Source organism: Citrobacter sp. LUTT5 (genome assembly GCF_009905315.1).
Classification (GTDB): Bacteria; Pseudomonadota; Gammaproteobacteria; order Enterobacterales; family Enterobacteriaceae; genus Citrobacter; species Citrobacter freundii.
This window is the reverse complement of record NZ_CP047606.1, coordinates 735,853-756,294: the sequence shown is the minus strand read 5'-3', so window position 1 is coordinate 756,294 and position 20,442 is coordinate 735,853. Positions and strand designations below refer to the sequence as shown.

Genomic DNA, 20,442 nt, shown 5'->3' with positions numbered 1-20,442 from the left:
GTTATTACCACATAAGAGAATGCGATATGGGTAAGGACGCAGCAAGACAAACGGCAGATACGGCCGGGCATGATGGTCCAATAACATCTGGTAGTAGCAACGTTTCAACAGGAGGCTTCCCGGCTGCACGTATGGGAGATACTTTTGTTTGTAAAGAGCATGGATCAGGTGTAATTAGTGAAGGTTCTAAAACAGTTATAATAAATGGAATGCCCGCAGCCAGAAAGGGAGATAAGGTTGTCTGTGGTAAAAAATCATTGCCACCAACAAAAACACCTAAACCGCCGGAATATAACTATGTAACATTAGATAAAAATACGAATGAAGATGGAACGGTAAAAGTAAAAAATCCAGATGAATTTCAGATGAGTGTTTTATTAGCCTCATCACAATTATCAGATTCAGATGGTAATGGAAATTTTGATACTGCAAATATTAAAGCTGTCGTTGAGGAGTTTCAATTAAACCATTCCATAGGCAATAGTGGTGTTAATTTTAAGATGGGAGGTACAGTCGGCAAAACGGAAATGACTACTGAGACAACAAATGGAAATAAGGGTAGCTCATTTGGTGTCGATTTAAGTGCGACTGGACTTTCTGGGAATATTGGCCTTAGCGCAGGAACACAAGGAAGTGGTAATTATACAGAAGTGGATGCTGTAGGAACCATTGGTTCAGCAGAAGCTAAAGCTGGAAGTCAAATAATTAATGATGAAGAAGAGCATCAATATGGATTCAAAACTGAACTTGGTGCTGAAGCTGCTATTGCAAAAGGAGATATAAATATTGCTGCCGAGTCAAAATATTTGAAAACAAAGGCAACTATTTCTGGTTCGGCGGGCTCTGTTGGCGCTAGTGGCGGTGCTAGTGTAGTATATGATACAGATGATATACTATTAAAAGTAGAGTTTGTAGGTGAAGTTGCTGCCCTTCTGGGGATTGGGGGGGATGTTGAAGCTGAAATTGGACCTTTCGCACCTCTTTTAGCATCTCTTTTTGGTATCGATTCTGGAACCGTTATTTCCGGCTTGGATACGGTGATTATAGGGGGGTAACATGCTCTTTGAAAAATTACGCAAAATTTTATTTGGTGTGATTTGTTTTTTATTCTTTTCTTTTTTTAGCTTTAAAATCCCAGCACTAAAAAATGTATTTCTTTTACTGGGAGGATATTTATTTATTTATTTTTCTATTTTTTCCTTCATCGAGCTAATCGCTGATAACATCTCTTCCTTTCATCAAAGAAACAATAAAAGAGGACTTCAAAAACAACCCGTTAAATATTTTATTGAGAATAAACATGACGTGATTTATTCTTATAAGATAATATTCAACGTTGGATATGCAATAATAGTTTTTCTTGTGTTGAAATCCGAGGGATTATGAAAATGTATAACAATGATGGTTTTTTTAGGAGAAAATTACATACAAATTCAATTATCAAGAAAAGCATTTTTGGCGTTGTCGTTATACATCTACAAACTCAAATAGTTTACATTATAAAATACTACTTCCGTTAACTGTCAAGCCTATTAGTATGGATCCTGTTCCTGTTTACTGGGACCGTTACTGTCCGGGGAGTAACCATAACATATGACAGTAATGAGTCACTTTATGGATTTGGCGGTGAATTAGGTGCTGAGGCAGCTGCTGCAAAGGGAGAAGTTTCAGCAGCGGGAGTAAAAATATTTTAGATTAAAAGGTTCTCTTGGTTGCAGTGCGGGATCTGTGGGGCTGGCTGGATCTGCTGGAGGATGGTTAGATACTGATAATATAATGTTAAAATTAAAAACAGGAGGTGAATTGGCACTCGTACTTGGACTGAAAGGTGATGTTGAGGTTCAATTTGGACCTTTTAATGATGTTCCTTTGAGTAAAAGATTAGGGTTTACTTCATCAAAATCTGGTACAATATTATCCGGCATGTCAAATATTATTATTGGTGGATGACATGAAAAAACTCTTCCGTATATTAAGATCGTTAAAAGTTTTTCATCCATTTTATAATAATCGTGTTTTTAGTTTTTTTAGGTATTGTCATATTTTATTTATCTGGATTTACAGCACAACGTTGGATTGATAACATCTCATCCATATGGGAGGGATTGTCATTTGAGATATTATTTTTATATCTGTCTATGCTACCATATATTTTACGGTTTTTTTCATTGGCAGCCTTTTTTTGTGATAAAGCAACCTCGTGTCATGAAATACATAATAAGAGTAATATTGACAAGCAGCCTATAAAATGGTTTTTAAGTACAAAGTAAAGCTATCTACTTGCATTAAAATGTTGTTTAATTTTTGGTGTATTTGTGTACTTATTGCTGAGTTAAGAAAATTATTTGATTTTTTTAATGTCGTTTAACATTGAAAATGGAGAGATAGATGAGCATCTTCGATAAAAATGATGTTTTTTATTTTCCTGAAAAAATAACGTACAGCTTTGATTATCAGGAAAAACATTTCTGGCGTTGTCGTTATACTTCCGCAAACTCAAAGAGTTTACATTATAAAATACTGCTTCCGCTGGCAGTCAGACCTATTATTATAGAACCAACATCTGTTGATGGATTGGACGGAGTTAATATCATTGGCAGTTACCAAACCATACCTGAATATCAATCTTCATTTATGGAGGTAAATGTGGTTTATGAACATATAAAGAATGATATTGACGCCAGTGACTGGCTTGATAAGATATTATCCCTTCTTGGCGAAAAGATTATTAACCGTAAAGACAATTATAGTGTTAGTGGTAAATATTCTGATGTATTAACAAGCAATGAGTTTGACAGCGATAAAATAATATCCAGGATTAGAGTGTTCAAAAATTATGATTTCGAACATAAAGGAGCCAATCTAATTATGGTAAAAGCCAGTTGCCCCCATAAAAATTATGAGTCGTTGGCAGAGAGTTTTCTTCATTGCATCAAGTTTTTTACTTTGATTAATGATTCAAAATGGCATCTGGCAGAAGAACTTAAAAGCATAAATTTAGATATACCGTCAGATTATTCATTTTTTTATCCGAATTCATGGCAGTATACAGAACGATATAATAATGAAAAAATGAGTTATTTTTATTTATCTCAGAAAGGGGCAGAAAAAATATCTGGAGATATTAGTGGCTATTTTTTATGTGATAACGCCGTGATTAACAAAGAAATAATTTGTGATTTAATTGTTAAAAAATTAAAAGATGATAAGTATTCCGTGATAAATGAATTTAGCCTAAATGAAGAACGGAATATTTTTAATAAGAATATATCTGAACTGTGGTCGGGTACGTTCAGTGTAAGCAATGAACATAATCGTAATGGTGAACTGGTTGTGTCCGCTGGCCGGATTGAGAATGCCTGGTTTTATTTTATTGGGATATCGGCAAACAGAACGTCAAGCTTTATGTCATGGGCAGTGGTAAAACGAACGATGGATATAATCATTAATTCTTTAAATAATTACGATTTATCTTATGAAGATAATTTCTATGGACAGAAGTAGTTTACAGGGCCACTGCTTTTAGCTGCGAATAACTGCCTGGGCTGTAGTGGTGACTCTTTGTCCTGATAAGGAACATTTAAAATGCATACCCTGGTGAGAAAACTGGTTTCGGGCGTGCTCCAAATCATCAAAAATATATAAATGGTTTTAATATGAACAATGAGTATTATAAAGTAACTGAAGAGTTAATTCATAAAGGACTTGATGCAATATCAGAGTCCATAGTAGAGGAAAATGAAAAAAAAACCAGAGTAAGGGAGGCCATATTTTCTGACTTACGAGAAGCCGGAATAACTATCAGAACACGAAGTGACTGGAATGCAAAAAAAGCCCCAGGAACTGATGGCAAGGATTGGGACTATTCTGCAATTGTGATACATCATGCAGGAAATAGCTACTCCTGTGATACGGATGGAGTAGTTAAAATGCGTCAGGCTGAAGAAACTGACATCAAAAGTTTTAAACATTTAAGTTATCATTATGCCATAGATTGTACAGGTGTAATTTATGAGGCTTTGGATATACGAGAAAAAGGTGCCCATCTAAAGGGGGAAAATACAGGAAAAATTGGCGTGGTTTTTTTATCAGATTTTAGTGTATCTGGTGAAGCATCACAACATGGGCCATCTCGATGGGGATCATTAAGTGAGTTTGCTGGACAGGTTAAGGATGACTGGGATTCATCTGTTGATATACCTACAGATAATCAGAAAAAGACTATTGATGCTTTAGTTAAAACACTAATAAAATCTTTCCCAATCAAACAATTAGGAGGGCACAGGGAGTTTGCTTCTTTAAATGCCTTAGGTCGGGCTTGTCCAGGAACTTATGGTCTTCAGATTGCAGCCAATCTCAGGAAAAAGTACAAGCTAGAGTCCCCTCAAAAACAGTGATTTTAAATGTAAAATCAACATCCTTGAGCAAGGTGCCATAATGCGCATTTTTTCATTTCGTAATTTTATTATTTTACCTGTTTTTTTATATTTTATAATTGGCATAGATAAGCAGCCATACTATGAAGAAGGTGCGTCACCTTGGGTTCCGATATTTTTCATTAAGCACACCATGTCGTTAAAATTAATTTTCGAAATACCTGTGTCGCCTGCTGAAATACTAACCAACTCGTCCTTACCGAATGGTAAATATAATGAATTACATAATTACTGCCAGGCAAGATATGGAACCAAATTACCCGAGTGTAGAAAGCAAATAGCAAAAAAGCTTATTGACAATGGATTTTACATACCAAAATAAACAATGCCACATATCATTATATGACGCTCGAAACTCATATAATAAAATATTATATTACACCTAGATGCTTTCTCAATATTGTGAACGCAAACATATAACGTTAGACCTATCTCACCAAGCGTAATTGTTGAAGTCAGTCAGGAGTCGGACAGCGATATGAATATCTGTGCATATACATGTTATATGATGATTTCGAGCACTGTCTGGCTTAAAACTATCCTAATGGAATAAGCTCATCAATAAAATTATTCCCGACAAAGCCCCCCGTGCTGGCAACATCACCACCACAGGGGGTTGCGATTATTCCTTCACCACAATCAGCGGCTCGATATCGCTCTCTTTCTTAATCACCAGCGACTCATCGCCGCGCAGGCAGGTACCGCCGTAGTTACCGCCTACGGTGAAGGTACAAACCTGAATATATTTACCGGCAATGTTTGGCAGACACCAAAGCTGCTGATAAATGTTCTTCTGCTCGGCAAACTTACCGCTGGTTTTATCCAATAGCTCTTCCTGATGGCTCACCAGATCGATGTTGCTGCCACAACGTCCTGCAATGGGTTTCACCGCATAACCGGTTTGTGCCAGCTCTTCATTAACAGTGAAATCGGTATCAAGCAGATAGCGGTGGTGCGGGAAAAGCTGCCAGAGGATTGGCAATATCGCTTTGTTGCCTGGGATCACCGTCCACAGAGGTTCGAAGACCAGCACTTCCGGGCGCAGCAACACGTCGATTAAACGCACTTCCTGATTCGTATGCCCGGTACGAATTGGTACCGCGGCGTACTCCGTTTCGCTGACCTCTCGCACCTGCTCAATCGCGGTTTCCCACGCCCAGGTTTTCCAGACACAGTTCACCAGGCGGCCGTCACCGTCAATCAGTTGACCGGCATCATCCCAACGTAGCTCATCGAGGCCACGCAGAATTTTGCTGTCAAACCCGGCCTGACGCAGCGCCTGCTGCATAAACTGCGCGTGATAGTTTTCTTCGATATCCTTATCCTGCATGATGTGGACAAACGGACGTGCGCGGCTGTGCTTCCAGGCACCCGCCAGTTCGTTGATCAACCCTTCAGCCGGGTTGTGTCCCTGCCCTGTGTAGCCACGCTCGGCCCATCTTTCGAGAATCAAGCCAGCTTCGGTATGGCACGAGGCGGAATCGGCGTTGTACTCATACACCTTCAGTCCACGTTCATCCATACAGAAATCCATACGACCCGTAATCATATGATGCCGACGACGCTGCCAGGAAAGGCGCAGGCGCGGCCAGAGGATTTTCGGAATATCGAACAGCGCCAGCAAGTTATCGTCTTTCAGCACCTTGTCGGTCGCGTGCAAGTACATCAGGTGCAGCTCGTTAGTGGCTTTGATCAGCTCCTGCTCGGCACTTTCGGTAATGGTGAAGTACTGATGCGGATCCTGATTAATCACATGCCCATTCGCCAGCACGTAGGCTTTTTGCAGCGGATCCTGTTCATCCAGCCATTTACCGTCAAACTGCCCGTTATCTTCCAGTCGCGCGCCGCCAATTTTCAGTGAGTCACTGGCGATCTCCGGCTGCGGCAGGCTGTAACGAGTATCCTCGGTCTGGATCATCCAGCCAAGGATGGTGGTGTCGTCAAAGGTATCCCTCAGGGTGTAGCAACCGTTTTCAACCACCATCTCCAGCTCGCGGGTCCACTGCTGTCCGGGAGGCAGCGGCGTATGGAGCACGTTCTGTTCGGCAATACGGATTTTGTTTTCCAGCAACTGGGTGACGACCGCCACATGGCCGGTATCTTTAAATTCGCCGCCTTTTTGCCAGATAAGCAACGCGCCTGCTACCGGTGCGCGGGGTGAACCATTGGGAAATGCCTGTAACGGCAGGATATTGTCATTCACCACTTCACGTAGGAAGCGTAAGGAGAAGATCTCCCAGGCCATGCCTACATCGGTGAAGACCACGCCATAGTTAAGGAAGAGAAAGCGGCGTGCGAACTCTACGCACTGCCATTTGTGGCCCATGTATTCGTCGTCGATATAGCTGCGAAATGCCGCATCATCGTCGTAGTCCCGTGGGTCGAGGGAGCTGTAATCTGAAGAGTAGATTGCTACGCCACCTGGGGCGTAGCCCAATAATGTCCCGAATGGGGCATCCTGACTGGTCGTTCCTTTGCTCATGCACCTTACCTCAAAACAATACAGCCTGAGCAGGTTGGCGTGAATTTTTCGCTCTGATTGCCTGCTCTGCGACACTAACCGGACAGAGGTCGACATCATCATACACCTCAACGCAGCGACTGGCGCTCAGAGGCGAAAAATTCACAACAGGAACTACACCTGGGTAAGGATTACCGGCACGCTTTTATAGGCCGGAGTCAAACTTTGTGTATCCACCGCCTCCAACGAGAGCAGGACATTCGCTTCAGGCAGATACGCGCCAATTGAGCCCGCCGCCATGTTGTAAATCACCACCGTTAAGCCGTACATGATGCGATCCGCGCAGGGCTGACCGTTGTCGTCCAGCGCCTGAACGTTGACCACATCACCCTGGCTCAGACCGCGCCTCATCGCTTCTTCAGCGCTTAAAAACACCACATCCCGACGGCCGGTAATGCCACGATAGCGATCGTTCATACCATAAATCGTGGTGTTGTACTGATCGTGGCTGCGTAGCGTCGCCAGCACAAGCGCAGCAGCAGGCTGGTTCTCCCGCTCTACCGCCCGCTGATGGCTGACGATAAAGTTGGCTTTGCCATTTACCGTTCGCCATTCACGACGCGATGCAGGGGTATCCATACGAAACCCGCCCGGTTCAGCAATACGGGCGTTGTAGTCGTGGAACGCCGGGATCACGGCTTCAATGGCATTACGGATCAGCGCGTAGTCCCCGGTCAACGCTTCCCAGTTTACCGGCGAAAGCGGCAGCGTTGCGCGCGCCATGCCCGCCACAATCGCGGGCTCGGATTTTAGCCAGCGGGAAGCCGGCTTCAGCGCGCCACAGGACGCGTGGACCATCGACATTGAGTCTTCGACGGTCACAGACTGAATGCCCGTAGCTTGCAGATCGCGCTCGGTTCTACCCAACGCGGGGAGCAAATAGTTGTGTTTTGCCAGCAGCAGGTGCGATCTGTTCAGTTTGGTCGCCACATGGACCTGCAGATCCAGCTTTTTCATCGCCGCAAAGGTACGCTGCGGCTGGGGCATCGCCACCGCCAGATTGCCACCCATGCAGATAAGTGCTTTTACGTCTCCGCGCTCAATGGCGCGAATACTCTCCACGCTGGAACGACCATGTTTGCGCGGAACACGGATAGAAAAATACGTCTCAAGGCGTTGCAGGAAATCTTCGGACGCCGCTTCGTTGATCCCCACAGAACGATCGCCCTGCACGTTAGAGTGACCGCGCAACGGGCAGATCCCCGCCCCCGGCTTACCTATATTTCCTTTCAGCAGCAGCAGGTTTACCAGTTGCTGAACGTTCTCAGTGCCGTTTTTATGCTGGGTGATGCCCAGGCCGTAACAAACAATCGTAGCGCGGGATTTACTGTAGCTGTGCGCCAGATCTTCCATCTGACTGCGCGTCAGACCCGAGTCCTGTTCCAGCTCCGCCCAGCTACGCTGGCGTAAGTCATCATACAACGCGGCATATCCAGCGGTATGCTCTTCGATAAACGCATGATCGAGCGTCGGCTGCTGATCCAATAAGATCCGCGCTTCGTCCATTTCGATTAGCGCTTTCATGATGCCTTTGAGCAGCGAAGCGTCACCGCCCATTTTTACCTGGTAGTAGTCGTTGCTCAGCGCCGTCGCCTGACCGGTGAACATCTCTTTCGCGCTTTGCGGGAAGCTAAAGCGCTCAAGCCCCCTTTCGTTCAGCGGATTAATGGAGATAATTTTAGCCCCGCGTTTGGCAACGTCGCGTAAGGTGGTCAGCATGCGCGGATGGTTAGTGCCAGGGTTATGCCCGATACAAATCACCAGATCGCAGTGGTCAAAGTCCTCAAGTTCAACGGTTCCTTTTCCAAGGCCAATGGCTGGCGTTAACCCTGCGCTGGTCGGTCCGTGGCACATGTTTGAGCAATCAGGGAAGTTGCTGCTGCCATATTCGCGGGCAAACAGCTGATACAGGAACGCTGCTTCATTTGACGTTCTGCCGGAGGTGTAAAACTCAACCTGCTGGGCTGAATCATAACTGCGCAGACGCTCGCCGATTTCCTGGAAGGCGATATCCCAATCCACCGCCTGCCATGTGTCTGACGCGGCATCGTATTTCATCGGCTGCGTTAAACGACCGATGTTTTCCAGCTCATAATCGCTGTAATGCCAGAGTGTGGAAACCGGGTGACGGCTGAAAAATTCTGGTGACGCTTTCTTGTTGGTTGTCTCCCAGGAAACCGCCTTAACGCCATTTTCGCACAGCTCCATCGGTGCCCGATGGCCAGGGTCCGGCCATGCACAGCCCGGACAGTCGAATCCTTTCACCTGGTTCATTTTAAACATCGCGATAATGTCGCGGGCGACAGCCTTTTGCGAAAACAGCGAAGCAGTGACGGCTTTTACCGCGCCCCACCCACCCGCCGGGCCCTGATAACCGCTTACTCCTGGAACACCCTTTTTCATTATTACTGCTTATTCACCGCCAATTTTTGATGGCGAATACGGTAGCAATTTCCGTGCAACAATGATTTCCTCTTCATGGAGTACGGGCCAGGTACAATGAACGGGTTAGATTTATCTTCCCCTTTCAGCACAAAACGGCATAAAGTCCCAATCTGTTAAATTCAGTTCTACCTGGCTGCTACACTGCATCAAACAACCACTCAGAAGGCAGGTCACTATGTCAGACAATACCTATCAGCCCGCGAAAGTCTGGACGTGGGAAAAATCGAACGGCGGCGCATTCGCCAATATCAACCGCCCTGTTTCCGGCGCTACACACGAGAAAACGCTGCCGGTTGGCAAGCATCCGCTGCAGCTCTATTCGCTGGGTACGCCAAACGGGCAGAAAGTGACGATTATGCTGGAGGAGTTGCTGGCGCAGGGCGTGAAGGGCGCGGAATACGATGCCTGGATTATCCGCATCGGCGATGGAGATCAGTTTTCCAGCGGCTTTGTTGAGGTGAATCCGAACTCGAAGATCCCGGCACTGCGTGACCACTCGCAAAACCCACCGGTTCGCGTATTTGAATCTGGCGCAATCCTACTCTATCTGGCGGAAAAATATGGTTATTTCTTGCCGCAGGATTTGGCAAAACGTACTGAAACGCTAAACTGGTTGTTCTGGTTACAGGGTGCTGCCCCGTTCCTTGGCGGTGGCTTTGGTCACTTCTATAATTATGCGCCGGTTAAAATTGAATACGCGATTAATCGCTTCACCATGGAAGCCAAGCGCTTACTTGACGTGTTGGATAAACAGTTAGCGCAGCATCAGTTTGTCGCCGGAGATGAATACACCATTGCCGATATGGCAGTCTGGCCGTGGTTTGGCAATGTGGTTCTGGGTAACGTGTACGACGCGGCAGAGTTCCTTGATGCAGGAAGCTACAAGCACGTGCAGCGCTGGGCAAAAGAGATTGCGTCGCGTCCGGCGGTTAAGCGTGGTCGTATTGTGAACCGTACCAACGGACCGCTGAACGAGCAGCTTCATGAACGCCATGACGCCAGCGACTTCGATACCAATACCGAAGATAAGCGCCAGGCTTAAAATGCCTGATGGCGACGCCGGGGCGTCTTATCAGGCCTACAAAGATGTCATGCCGTAGGTCGGATGAGGCGTTTGCGCCGCCATCCGGCATAAAATCACGCGCTGGTGACGTCGTACTCCATACGGCGAAGTGCGTCTAACGTGGCTTTAGCTTCATCTTCATCAATGATGCTCATGGCGAACCCTACGTGCACCAGCACCCATTGCCCGACCAGCTCAGCCGTATCACCTTCACAAATCAGGGCAATATTGACATCACGTTTGATGCCGCACACTTCAACCTGCGCAAGCTGGTGAATATCTTCACCAACGGCCAGAACCTGACCAGGGACTCCAATACACATATCTGACTCCGCCCCATAGCAACCTATGGGTTATTCGACTTCAATACTTTTCACTTTCAGTGAATCGCCCGCATCAACTCGCAGACGATCCCCCTGACAATGTGGACACTGCGCATCATGCTGGGTGATTTCCACAACCTGACTGCAATCCCAGCACCATGCCTGGGCTGGCTTGTAATCAATATGCAGCTCACACCCTTGCGCCAGCGTCCCCTGACAGACGATGTCGAAACTGAAACGCACGGCGCTCTCTTCAACACAGGAGAGCGCCCCAATTTCCAGCCAAACGCCGGTTACACGTTTGACACCGTGCTGCTCTGCCTGCTGTTGAACAATCTCAACCGCGCTCTGACAAAGGGACAGCTCATGCATTTTCGCAGTTCCGACGACCCAGCAGCAGCGCGCGGCGATTGAGCTGCGGCGCATTAGGATCGCTCACCGGCAGCGATAACAGCATTCGCGCACAATCGTCAGTCAGGCGCACACCTTCTTGCGCAGACATGCTGTGCGAAAGCGGCGACATCAGTGAACAGGAAAGGTATTGTGATACGCCCTCCAGTTCACCAACGGTAAAGGTCATCTCGCCATACGGCAGACGCAGCCCGATTTTTTCGCTGACTTTACGTACCGGCCAGACCTGGTCTGGTCCAGGGAAAATCAGTGCGCTGAGCATCCAGGGTGTGATAACACACCCCGTCCACTGCCCTTCAAACAGCGTAAAATCAGAGACATATACCGGCATATTCGGATGCAAGAAAGAGAGATCGTGCATCGAACGCCGGGCAACCTCTTCAAACGCTGCCTGAATCTGCATCTTCGGGGCCGTCTGAAAACCGACAAACTCCTCAGACATGAGCCGCCTCCCGAGGGATCGCTTCAACACCTGATTCGCGAAGCGCAGCAAGAACCTGCTCAAGCGCAAGTTCAATCATCGCTTCGACCGTTGGCGTTAGCCCGATATGCGGCTCCAGTGATTCCGGAATAATGCCGACTAACGTCAGCTTTTTCGGAAACTCTCCGGTGAAACGCAGGGCCGACAAAACGTCGGCCAGGCCAAGCTGGTGCGGTGAGATTTTGTTGGTAAACAGCGCCGGGATCTCTTCATCCCGTAGGACCATCATCGTTCCTGGCGTGTTTTTCTTCGACACAATGGCGTCAGCAATGATCAGATGATCTCTGTTCGCCATATCGCCGAGAAGCTCCATCCCAGCCGTACCACCGTCCAGAACATCAACAAAGTCTGGCAGGATGTACCGTTGCTCTAATGCCTCAACGATACGTACTCCGATGGCTTCGTCGGTCAGCAAAATATTGCCGACCCCTAAGACTAATATCCGCATTACAGAACCTTAACTGAGACCACTTCGTTCCCGTCAACGTCCACCACATGCACCGCACATGACATACAAGGATCGAAGGAGTGAATGGTACGAACCACTTCCAGCGGTTTGTTTGGATCGGCAATCGGCGTTCCTACCAGCGAGCGCTCATACGGTCCCACTTCATCATTAAAGTTACGTGGGCCAGAGTTCCAGGTTGACGGTACAACCGCCTGGTAGTTGCTGATAATGCCATCTTTAATGACCATCCAGTGAGACAGCATACCGCGCGGCGCTTCGAGGAAACCAACACCTTTGAATTCGCCCGTTGCCGGAATATCCGGTTTCACGAAGGTGGTATGGTCGCCTTTACCGATGTTCACGATCAGCGCGTTGTACTGATCCTGCAGAACGTTCTGCAGTTCACAGCAGTGAACGGTACGGCCAATAATACGACCCAGCGTAGAGTGCAGTTGAGACACTTCGATAGTTTTACCGGTCAGCTTGGTGTAAATCGCGATGATTTCATTCAGCTTGGCATGAGTAGACTCGCGTTTGGCCGCCAGTTTACACAGCATGTTGGCCAGCGGACCCACTTCAACCGTTTTACCGTAGAAGGTCGGTGCTTTAACCCAGGAGTACTTGCCGTCATCTGACCAACCGGTGTAATCAGGAACCGTTGTACCTTCCCACGGAGCCTGCGGCGCTTCGTCTTTGTACCACGCGTGTTTCGCGCTCTCCTGAATCCCTTTGATCAGGTACTCATCGGAGTGAGAGGTGATCGGACGATAGGTCGACAGATCTTCATTAGTAATGTAACCACCCGGGAACAGGAAGCTGCCGTTTTTACCGTCAGTCGGGAATTCCGGCGCGCTCAGGTAGTTAACCGCGCCCTGACCACGTTCCAGCCATTCAGGGTAGAACGCAGCAATGACCGCGGTATCAACCTTGTAAACCTGCTCAACGAAGTCGCTCAGCTTATCAATGAATGACTTGATGTACATCAGACGCTCAAGGTTCAGCACGCCAAGACCGTCGAGGTTAATCGGGTTAGCAACCCCACCTACCGCCAGGTTCTGGATGTGCGGCGTTTTACCGCCCAACAGCGCCACAACGCGGTTGGCATCACGCTGGCATTCCAGCGCCTGCAGATAGTGAGCGACCGCAATCAGGTTCACTTCCGGCGGCAGCTGCATTGCCGGGTGACCCCAGCAACCGTTAGCAAAAATGCCTAACTGACCGCTGGCAACAAGATCTTTGATCTTGTTCTGAACCTTGGTGAACTCTTCTGCGCTGTTCAGGTGCCAGGAGGACACGCCGTTCAACATGGCAGATGCTTTCGCTGGGTCAGCTTTCAGGGCAGAGGTGATATCCACCCAGTCCAGCGCAGACAGCTGATAGAAGTGAACAATATGGTCATGCGTGGTGTGCGCGGCCAGAATGATGTTACGGATATACTGTGCGTTCACCGGAACATCAATATTCAGCGCACTTTCTGCTGCACGAACGGAAGAGATAGCGTGAGTGGTCGTACAAACGCCACAGATACGCTGCACAATCATCCAGGCATCGCGCGGATCGCGGTTTTTCACGATCTCTTCCATGCCGCGCCACATGGTACCGGAAGCCCATGCTTTAGATACCATGCCATTTTCGATTTCGCAGTCGATGCGTAAATGACCCTCAATACGGGTTACCGGATCAATAGTAATTCTCTGGCTCATGCTTTGCTCGCCTCATGACGATTTTGATCGTTTTGTTTTAAAGGAGGAAGTATCGGCAGTAGACGAATGAGTACGATGTATGCACAAATCTCAATAGCCACAAAACCAATAGAAATCAACAGTTCTTCCCAGGTCGGGAAGTAGTGGTAGCCACCACCAGGATTGAACGCCACCAGCGAATAGGACAGACGCCATGTTGCACAACCCAGCAATGCGCTCAGCGCAGACAGATACAGCATGCGCGAGTCATTACGCAGCTTAGTGACGCGCAGCACAACCAGCGGGAAGACCATCAGCACGACCTCAAGCCAGAACATGGCTGAGTAGAAATCGCCTGCAAACGCATACGACAGCTTGTCGCGATAGATCAGTTCGCCAAAGCGCAGAACCACGAAAATCGCCAGCAGCACGCTGATGGTGTTCGTCAGCTTGATGAACAAACTTTTCTCGTCCGGACCGTTACCTTTCAGACCCGCTTGTACCAGTGAGCCTTCAAAGATGACGATCGAGAAGCCCATAATAAAGGCGGTTAATACCGAGAAAAGCGGCAACATTTCATAAGCTTGCCAAAGCGGATGCACCTTATAACCCGCAGAAATCATCAATGAACCCATTGAAGACTGGTGCATGGTTGGCAGCAGCGCGCCGAGGGCAATAACAAAGAACATCACTTTATTCAAACGCTTGAGAGAAACTTTCCACCCCAGACGTTCAAACAGAGCCGGAGCAAATTCCAGCGCCATGATGCCGATATAGATGGTCATACAGACCGCCGTTTCGAACAGTACCGAATTCACGTTGAAGTGACCCGGAATGTAGAAATACGGCAGGTTCCAGTAACGACCGACGTCGATGGTGATTGACAGACCACCCAGCGAGTAGCCAAACAGGCTCGCCAACAGCGCCGGACGTACCAGCGGATGGTATTGTCCTCTGTTGAAAACATACACCGCCCACGCCAGCGCCCAACCGCCGCACGCAAAGCCAGTACCAATCAACAGGTCAAACGCGATCCATACACCCCATGGGAAACCGCCGTTCAGATCGGAGACTGAGCCCAATCCGAAGACCAGACGTTTCACGATCAGGAGCATACACAGGACGATAAGCGGCCCAAAAATAATGACCGGTTTGCTGATTATTTTTCCGCCCAGCGGTTTAGGATCATGACTCATGATCGTCTCCTCCATCGTGATGGTCGTTTTTCGTGTTACGACGAACCAGCACGGTTAAGCCCGCCAGCGCAGCCAGGGGTAATATCATGCCCTTGTACAGGGAATGTTGAACATGTTCGGAACGCGCACCAGTTGAAAGATCATCCAGCTTCGGCAGATCCAAATCCTCGTAAGGAACACCCGTCAGCACCATAACCTGCGTACCACCACCTTCTTTCTCACCGTACAGGTGTGGGTAGTACTTCGGTACCGTATGCAGATAGGTATCGCCTGCTTTCACCGTTTGACGCGGATAGTGGTATTCGCTGCCAGGCTTCAGCGCGAGACGTTTTTTCGCCTCAGCCATCAACTCTTCACGAGTACCAAAAATCACCGCACCGGCTGGGCACACTTCAACACAACCCGGCAAACCGCCTTTGTCCAGACGCTCAACGCCTTTCTGGTTACACAGTTCACATTTGTGAAGCGCACCAAACGGGTTGTTGTAGTCGTACTTAGGCACGTTGTACGGGCAGGCGACCATGCAGTAACGACAGCCCGTGCAGACGTCTTTGTCATAATGGACGATGCCGGTTTTCGGATCTTTCTTCAGCGCGGAGACCGGGCAAACGGAAACGCAGTTCGGATCAACACAGTGCATGCACTGTTTCTTGATGTATGCGTAGCCATTTTCTTCCTGGTCTTTGTTCACGCCTTTTCCGCTACGCCACACCTGGATGATGTTATTGGTATACGGAGACAGTTTGTCGTTGTTCGACCAGGTTTGCTCGCCTTCCGGGTTACGGGCCGGGAAGTTGATATCCTGACACTTGGTGACACAGGCCTGGCAGCCTACGCACAGCGTCGAGTCATAGAGCATCCCAAGAGAACCCGGGATCGGCGGACGGTTTTCTGCAGCCGCATGACTGATGGACGGCGCTGCGCCCAACAGCAATGCCCCGCTGGAGGCTGCTTTAATAAAGTTACGTCTGTTCACGGTTATTCTCCCCGTGAGTCAGCGTTATCTTTCTTTTGCTGACGCCCCAGTTCACGTACCGCCATCACGCTGACGCCGGCAACCAGTCCTACTACGCCACCCAGCAGTCCAATCGCTCCGGCAGATACATTACCGCCTTCTTTCATATTGACGTCAGGCTTCTCGGAACGCGGCGTTTGGTTTTCCACATGAGCAAGCTGGTGAATACCTTTATGGAAACCGACGCCTTCTTCGTTGCAGCCGTAGCAAGGGTGACCAATAGCCACCGGCCACACGCCGCCAACGTCGCAGAATTGCAGCGTTGAACAGTTGCCGTAGGTTTCTGGCCCTTTACAGCCCAGATGGTAGAGGCACCAACCTTCACGGTGGCCTTCATCGCCAAACTCTTTCGCAAAACGACCAGCATCGAAGTGCGGGCGACGTTCGCAGTGCTCGTGAATCAAACGGCCATAGGCGAATGTCGGACGGTTTTTGGTATCCAGCTTCGGCGGCTTACCGTAAGTGATGATATGCGCGACCGTTGCGAGGAAGTTATGCGGGTTCGGCGGACAGCCGGGGATGTTGATGATGGTTTTGCCTGGCAGAACTTCTTGCAGGCCGACGGCACCCGTTGGGTTAACGCCAGCGGCAGCAACACCACCCCACGCGGCGCAAGAGCCGATGGCAATGATAGCGGCTGCGCCTTCTGCGGCCCGGCGGATGTGATCCACGATCGGCTCACCGGCAACCATGCAGTAAATACCATTATCTTTCAGTGGGATAGAACCATCTACTACCAGAACATATTGCCCTTTGTACTTCTCCAGAGCGTTATGTTTGTTCTCTTCAACCTGATGGCCGAAGGCGGCAGAGAGCACCTCATGGTATTCCAGAGAGATTGTCTCCAGAACGAGGTTTTCCACTGTAGGGTGTGTCGCGCGAAGCAGCGATTCAGTACAACCCGTACACTCCTGGGCACCAATCCAGATAACCGGTGGGCGCTGAGGACGAGAAACTGATTCGGCCATTTCTGCGGCGGCTTTGCTACTGAGCCCCATGGTAGCGGCCAGTGCTGCACAAAGCTTCATGAAATCACGGCGATTAATGCCGCTCGAATTGATGAGAGAGTTATCTCCAGTCATTTTATAGTTATTCCGTTGCGAAGACCTGGCTTTTATTTTGCACCATTCGCATGTTGCATATTGCGATCGGCGCGCCATTACCACACTTTTTATATGGTTATGTGCATTATAATACTTCGACGGAGCAACAAAACGAAGGCGTAGGTCAATAGTGTAATTAATTAAAGCAAGATAATACCCCTTTCGGATCAAGCTTCGAGTCGATAGCCAGCCATGAAAAAACGAATTGTTGTACTGGATTGATTCTCTCTAAAGAAATCCATAACCATCTCTTTATCCAGTCCATAGCGACGCGTGAGGATGCCCGCTTCCCACGCGCTAAGCTGTCGATCGCCCGTTTTTTCAAACATGCGATGTGAAAATCCCAACACAAAACCACGCTTATAATCCGCACAAAAATTCGCCACTGAGCGTGCGCTGTCCGCACTTGAGGCGTTTAATCCGGCCATCAGGCCTTTTCCAAAATGGTTGTCCATGCATAACCTCCAATCGCCATATAATAAATTATATAGCGATTTTTTGAGCAAAGACCAGAGGTATCACGAACTTTTTATGCCAGCTTAAAAGGACACCCATTCATCCGTTTTAGCTGCCGCAGACGTTTTGCTGTCTACTGAAGGGGAAGCAGTATTAGCAGCGGCGTATTGCACATCATTCGCTGAGAGGCGGAACTGTTGCACCGAGCGTTGCAGTTCCTCTGTTTGTCTTTCCAACGCCACGGCAGCGGCGGAGACTTGCTCTACCAATGCAGCGTTCTGTTGCGTTACGCTGTCCATCTGCGTGATCGCCACGCTCACCTGCGAGATGCCCTTATTCTGCTCTTCCGAGGCTGAGGCAATTTGCTTCATGATGACCGTAACTTCGGTGGCGCCGCGCAGAATTGCCTCCATGGTTAATCCCGTTTCTTTAACCAGACGAGCCCCCTGGTCGACACGACGAGATGACTCGCCAATTAGCGTCTCAATCTCTTTCGCCGCTCCGGCGCTGCGACTGGCAAGGTTGCGTACTTCACCGGCAACGACGGCAAAACCGCGCCCCTGCTCGCCTGCCCTGGCAGCTTCAACTGCGGCGTTCAGCGCCAGAATATTGGTCTGGAAAGCAATACTATTAATAACTGACGTGATTTCCGCGATCTGTTTAGAGCTGGCGGCAATGCCATCCATCGTCTCAACCACTTCTGAAACCAGCGTGCTGCCTTTACCTGCCGTTTCTGTGGCCGTATCGGCAAGCTGGCTGGCTTCACGCGCATTTTCAGCGTTCAGTTTTACCGTTGCGGTCAGTTGCTCCATGCTGGCAGCGGTCTCTTCCAGCGCCGCGGCCTGTTCTTCAGTACGTGAGGAGAGATCGTTATTACCGGTGGAAATTTCCGTCGCCCCTCGCCAGATGTTGTCACTACCTGAACGGATGGTACTGACGGCTTCGCGCAGGCTGTCCTGCATCGCGCACAGTAACGGCACCAGTTGACCCACACAGTTACGACCAAAATCTTCAATGGGATGGCTGAGATCGCCCTGCGCAATCTGCTGGAACTGCTGACGGATGCGTCCCAGAGGTTTCACCATCATGGCGACGAGGTAACGGTCGGTAAAGAACAGTAGGGCAATACCGAGGATAACAGCAGTAATAATTAACGTTCGGATGATAGACGTTTTGCCATCGACCATCACGCGGGTGGTATCAAGCCGCTCTCCTGCCGTGGCGTTAAAACGCTCGGCACTGGCGCCAAATTCACGGCTCAACGCTGGCGTAACGGTACTGGCATGTTCCGCAAAGGCCGTGAGCGTGCCCTGCTTTGCCAACTGCATTTGCGGGATCACGCCATTGTCCAGCAGCGCCTGCCACTTCGTCAGTACCGCCGCGGCAACTTCCGGATCCATGGGGCCTGGAGACAATGTTTTCATCTCCTGGAGTTTTTTACTCATATTCTCCAGGGACTGCTGCGCCGGCGCAAAATCAGGCGTTCCGCCGCTCATTTTGACATCCATGGCGCGACTTAAGCGCGTTACGAAGCGAAAGTACTGATCGTTACCCTGACTGAGAACCGTCATCTGATGGACAAGATGGCGGTCAATATCATTGCCTTCAGATATTTTTGATAACGAATGAAGACTGAATAAACCCACGCCCGACCAGAGCAGGCAGAAAAGTCCCAGTATTGCCAACATGACAATACGAATAGTGAAGTTTTTCAGCAAACGCATAATAATTTCCTTGCCGTTGATGAGGAATTCGCCATCAGGCGATACTTATCCTTGTTATCGGCAGGCAGTAGAGAAGATATAATGCGTTCTTTATTTTTTTACTTTCTTAAGTACATCCACTATCTCTCCACCCTATATCAATATGAATGCTAATGAAATTAGATAGCATTATTATTCAGGTAATTAATTAAAAGCATTAAATAATCTATTGTTTTCTATCGCAAATATTTATCAAACCACGCAAGGGTACGTTCCCAGGCTAATTCAGCGGTAGCTTTATCATAACGAGGGGTAGAATCATTGTGAAAGCCATGATTAACACCGGGGTAGATATATGCTTCATAGACTTTCTTATTCGCCTTTAGCGCCGCTTCATATGCAGGCCATCCCTCATTAATTCGGGTATCTAATTGCGCATAGTGCAGTAATAAAGGCGCGCTTATTTTAGGGACATCTGATGCAGGAACCTGACGCCCATAAAAAGGCACCGCGCAGGCCAGTTCAGGGAAAGCCACAGCTGCGGCATTCGACACACCACCACCATAGCAAAATCCGGTGATACCTACCTTTCCCGTCGTCCCTGAATAATGCTGCATAAATTCAATGGCGGCAAAAAAGTCGTTCATTAACTTTACGGGGTCAACCTGCTGCTGCAATTCCCGACCTTTATCATCATTGCCTGGGTATCCCCCTACCGAACTTAACCCATCAGGCGCGAGTGCCATAAAGCCCGCCTTCGCCACCCGTCGCGCCACATCTTCAATATACGGATTCAGCCCACGATTCTCATGCACTACCACCACCGCCGGAACTTTCCGCGTCACCTTCGTTGGTTTAACCAAATACCCCCGCACATCACCATGTCCTTCAGGCGAGGGATAGGTAATATATTCCGCCAGAATATCGGGATCGGTAAATTCTACCTGCGTTGCGAGAGCGTAGTTGGGTTTCAATAAATTGAATAAGGCCAATGCCGTCATGCCACCCACTGCATATTTCGCTGCCATATTGAGAAACTCGCGTTTCGTTATTTTGCCATGAGCGTAATAGTCATAGTAGTCGAGCAGTTCTTGCGGAAAATCTTTGGCAGTCAAACGCGGCATCGTCGCACTCCTGATTGATGTTTTTTTAAGCAAAG

Annotated in this window: 19 protein-coding genes; 6 read left to right on the top strand and 13 right to left on the bottom strand. The window is 48.5% G+C overall.

From position 1 onward, the window contains the following. The first annotated feature begins 26 nt into the window (after positions 1-26). The 5 genes from GUC46_RS03650 (at position 27) to GUC46_RS03630 (ending at position 4,397) form a co-directional block, all read left to right on the top strand. A complete protein-coding gene (locus GUC46_RS03650) occupies positions 27-1,055 on the top strand; it encodes a PAAR domain-containing protein (protein WP_121572030.1) in 1,029 nt (342 codons plus the stop codon). Position 1,056: 1 nt separating this feature from the next. Continuing rightward, entirely contained in the window at positions 1,057-1,386 is a 330-nt protein-coding gene (locus tag GUC46_RS03645) for a hypothetical protein (RefSeq protein ID WP_044713752.1), read from the top strand. Positions 1,387-1,776: 390 nt separating this feature from the next. Then, the gene (locus GUC46_RS03640; protein WP_160179768.1) at positions 1,777-1,950 is read left to right on the top strand and encodes a hypothetical protein; all 174 of its coding nucleotides are present in this window, start codon (positions 1,777-1,779) and stop codon (positions 1,948-1,950) included. A 438-nt stretch (positions 1,951-2,388) separates the two neighbouring features. Continuing rightward, positions 2,389-3,504 (top strand): hypothetical protein, encoded by a 1,116-nt coding sequence (locus GUC46_RS03635; RefSeq protein ID WP_160179765.1) that lies wholly within the window; start codon positions 2,389-2,391, stop codon positions 3,502-3,504. Positions 3,505-3,656: 152 nt separating this feature from the next. After that, positions 3,657-4,397 (top strand): peptidoglycan recognition family protein, encoded by a 741-nt coding sequence (locus GUC46_RS03630; RefSeq protein WP_044713748.1) that lies wholly within the window; start codon positions 3,657-3,659, stop codon positions 4,395-4,397. A gap of 661 nt (positions 4,398-5,058) precedes the next feature. Here the strand turns inward: GUC46_RS03630 and gss are convergent. Together gss and GUC46_RS03620 are read right to left on the bottom strand one after the other, a co-directional pair. Continuing rightward, the gene (gss, locus tag GUC46_RS03625) at positions 5,059-6,918 is read right to left on the bottom strand and encodes a bifunctional glutathionylspermidine amidase/synthase (RefSeq protein WP_003838200.1); all 1,860 of its coding nucleotides are present in this window, start codon (positions 6,916-6,918) and stop codon (positions 5,059-5,061) included. Positions 6,919-7,071: 153 nt separating this feature from the next. After that, positions 7,072-9,360 (bottom strand): FdhF/YdeP family oxidoreductase, encoded by a 2,289-nt coding sequence (locus GUC46_RS03620; RefSeq protein WP_160179763.1) that lies wholly within the window; start codon positions 9,358-9,360, stop codon positions 7,072-7,074. A gap of 217 nt (positions 9,361-9,577) precedes the next feature. On the opposite strand from GUC46_RS03620, the gene yghU reads away from it, so the two are divergent. Beyond that, positions 9,578-10,444: a glutathione-dependent disulfide-bond oxidoreductase gene (gene yghU / locus GUC46_RS03615; RefSeq protein WP_003838197.1), complete on the top strand. Its 867-nt coding sequence runs from the start codon at positions 9,578-9,580 to the stop codon at positions 10,442-10,444. Between the two features lie 95 nt (positions 10,445-10,539). Here yghU and hybG read toward each other — a convergent pair whose 3' ends face one another. From hybG to yghX, 11 genes are all read right to left on the bottom strand, one after another. Beyond that, complete coding sequence (gene hybG / locus GUC46_RS03610) at positions 10,540-10,788, bottom strand: hydrogenase maturation factor HybG (protein WP_003024459.1); 249 nt, start codon at positions 10,786-10,788, stop codon at positions 10,540-10,542. A 30-nt stretch (positions 10,789-10,818) separates the two neighbouring features. Continuing rightward, a complete protein-coding gene (hypA, locus tag GUC46_RS03605; protein WP_003024462.1) occupies positions 10,819-11,160 on the bottom strand; it encodes a hydrogenase maturation nickel metallochaperone HypA in 342 nt (113 codons plus the stop codon). Continuing rightward, entirely contained in the window at positions 11,153-11,641 is a 489-nt protein-coding gene (gene hybE / locus GUC46_RS03600) for a hydrogenase-2 assembly chaperone (protein WP_003024465.1), read from the bottom strand. The genes hypA and hybE overlap by 8 nt, the downstream gene beginning before the upstream one ends. Then, complete coding sequence (locus GUC46_RS03595; protein ID WP_160179761.1) at positions 11,634-12,128, bottom strand: HyaD/HybD family hydrogenase maturation endopeptidase; 495 nt, start codon at positions 12,126-12,128, stop codon at positions 11,634-11,636. The genes hybE and GUC46_RS03595 overlap by 8 nt, the downstream gene beginning before the upstream one ends. Beyond that, a complete protein-coding gene (hybC, locus tag GUC46_RS03590; RefSeq protein ID WP_160179758.1) occupies positions 12,128-13,831 on the bottom strand; it encodes a hydrogenase 2 large subunit in 1,704 nt (567 codons plus the stop codon). The genes GUC46_RS03595 and hybC overlap by 1 nt, the downstream gene beginning before the upstream one ends. After that, positions 13,828-15,006, bottom strand: coding sequence for a Ni/Fe-hydrogenase cytochrome b subunit (gene hybB / locus GUC46_RS03585; protein WP_003024479.1), 1,179 nt, complete (start codon positions 15,004-15,006; stop codon positions 13,828-13,830). The genes hybC and hybB overlap by 4 nt, the downstream gene beginning before the upstream one ends. Further along, on the bottom strand, positions 14,996-15,982 hold the full coding sequence (gene hybA / locus GUC46_RS03580; RefSeq protein ID WP_160179756.1) for a hydrogenase 2 operon protein HybA: 987 nt from the start codon (positions 15,980-15,982) through the stop codon (positions 14,996-14,998). The genes hybB and hybA overlap by 11 nt, the downstream gene beginning before the upstream one ends. 2 nt (positions 15,983-15,984) lie before the next feature. After that, a complete protein-coding gene (gene hybO / locus GUC46_RS03575; RefSeq protein ID WP_003024486.1) occupies positions 15,985-17,103 on the bottom strand; it encodes a hydrogenase 2 small subunit in 1,119 nt (372 codons plus the stop codon). Positions 17,104-17,291: 188 nt separating this feature from the next. After that, positions 17,292-17,579 carry a DUF2623 family protein gene (locus GUC46_RS03570; protein WP_003838189.1) on the bottom strand — a complete coding sequence of 96 codons (288 nt, stop codon included), beginning with the start codon at positions 17,577-17,579 and terminating at the stop codon, positions 17,292-17,294. A gap of 84 nt (positions 17,580-17,663) precedes the next feature. Further along, positions 17,664-19,304: a methyl-accepting chemotaxis protein gene (locus tag GUC46_RS03565; RefSeq protein WP_160179754.1), complete on the bottom strand. Its 1,641-nt coding sequence runs from the start codon at positions 19,302-19,304 to the stop codon at positions 17,664-17,666. 215 nt (positions 19,305-19,519) lie between these two features. Continuing rightward, positions 19,520-20,407 carry a YghX family hydrolase gene (yghX, locus tag GUC46_RS03560; protein ID WP_003838186.1) on the bottom strand — a complete coding sequence of 296 codons (888 nt, stop codon included), beginning with the start codon at positions 20,405-20,407 and terminating at the stop codon, positions 19,520-19,522. Positions 20,408-20,442: the final 35 nt, after the last annotated feature.